This is a genomic window from Erythrobacter sp. CCH5-A1, assembly GCF_001557115.1.
Lineage (GTDB): Bacteria > Pseudomonadota > Alphaproteobacteria > Sphingomonadales > Sphingomonadaceae > Erythrobacter.
In genome coordinates this window covers 1-459 of record NZ_LSKQ01000037.1, presented here as the reverse complement: position 1 = coordinate 459, position 459 = coordinate 1, and the positions used below count along the sequence as shown (strand labels likewise).

General features: G+C 64.3%; 1 protein-coding gene and 1 pseudogene. Both read left to right on the top strand.

The window, feature by feature from the left end:
* Window positions 1–203, top strand: a 203-nt coding sequence (gene tnpB, locus AX708_RS02025; RefSeq protein WP_156454510.1) for an IS66 family insertion sequence element accessory protein TnpB, incomplete at its 5' end; no start/stop codon positions are given.
* 60 nt (window positions 204–263) lie between these two features.
* Window positions 264–459 (top strand): annotated as a pseudogene (locus AX708_RS02020) (IS66 family transposase); the annotation flags it as partial.

The window sequence follows — 459 nt, the reverse complement described above, 5'->3', positions numbered from 1 at the left end:
GCGCAGGCTCGCTGATCAAGATCATCTGGCACGACGGGATCGGCATGTCGCTCTATGCCAAGCGGCTGGAGAAGGGCCGGTTCGTGTGGCCCTCGGCGAGTGAGGGAACGGTATCGCTGACCCCCTCGCAGCTGGCCTGCCTGCTGGAAGGGATCGACTGGAGGAACCCGCAGTATACGTGGCGGCCGGCGAGCGCCGGATAATGGTGGCAGACTGGCATTTTGCCCTTGCAGCAGGGGGTGGATGATGATTCACTCACCTTCATGGAAGCCGCCATCTCGCCCCTTCCGGACGATGTCGATGCGCTCAAGGCGCTGGTGGCGACGATGGCCCGTAAGGCTGACGAGGCCGAGGCCAAGCTTGCCAACGCCATGGCCCACCAGAGCGCCATCGAAGCGCTGATCGCCCACCTCAAGCTGCAGATCGCCAAGCTGAAGCGCGAGCAGTATGGCCCCAGCG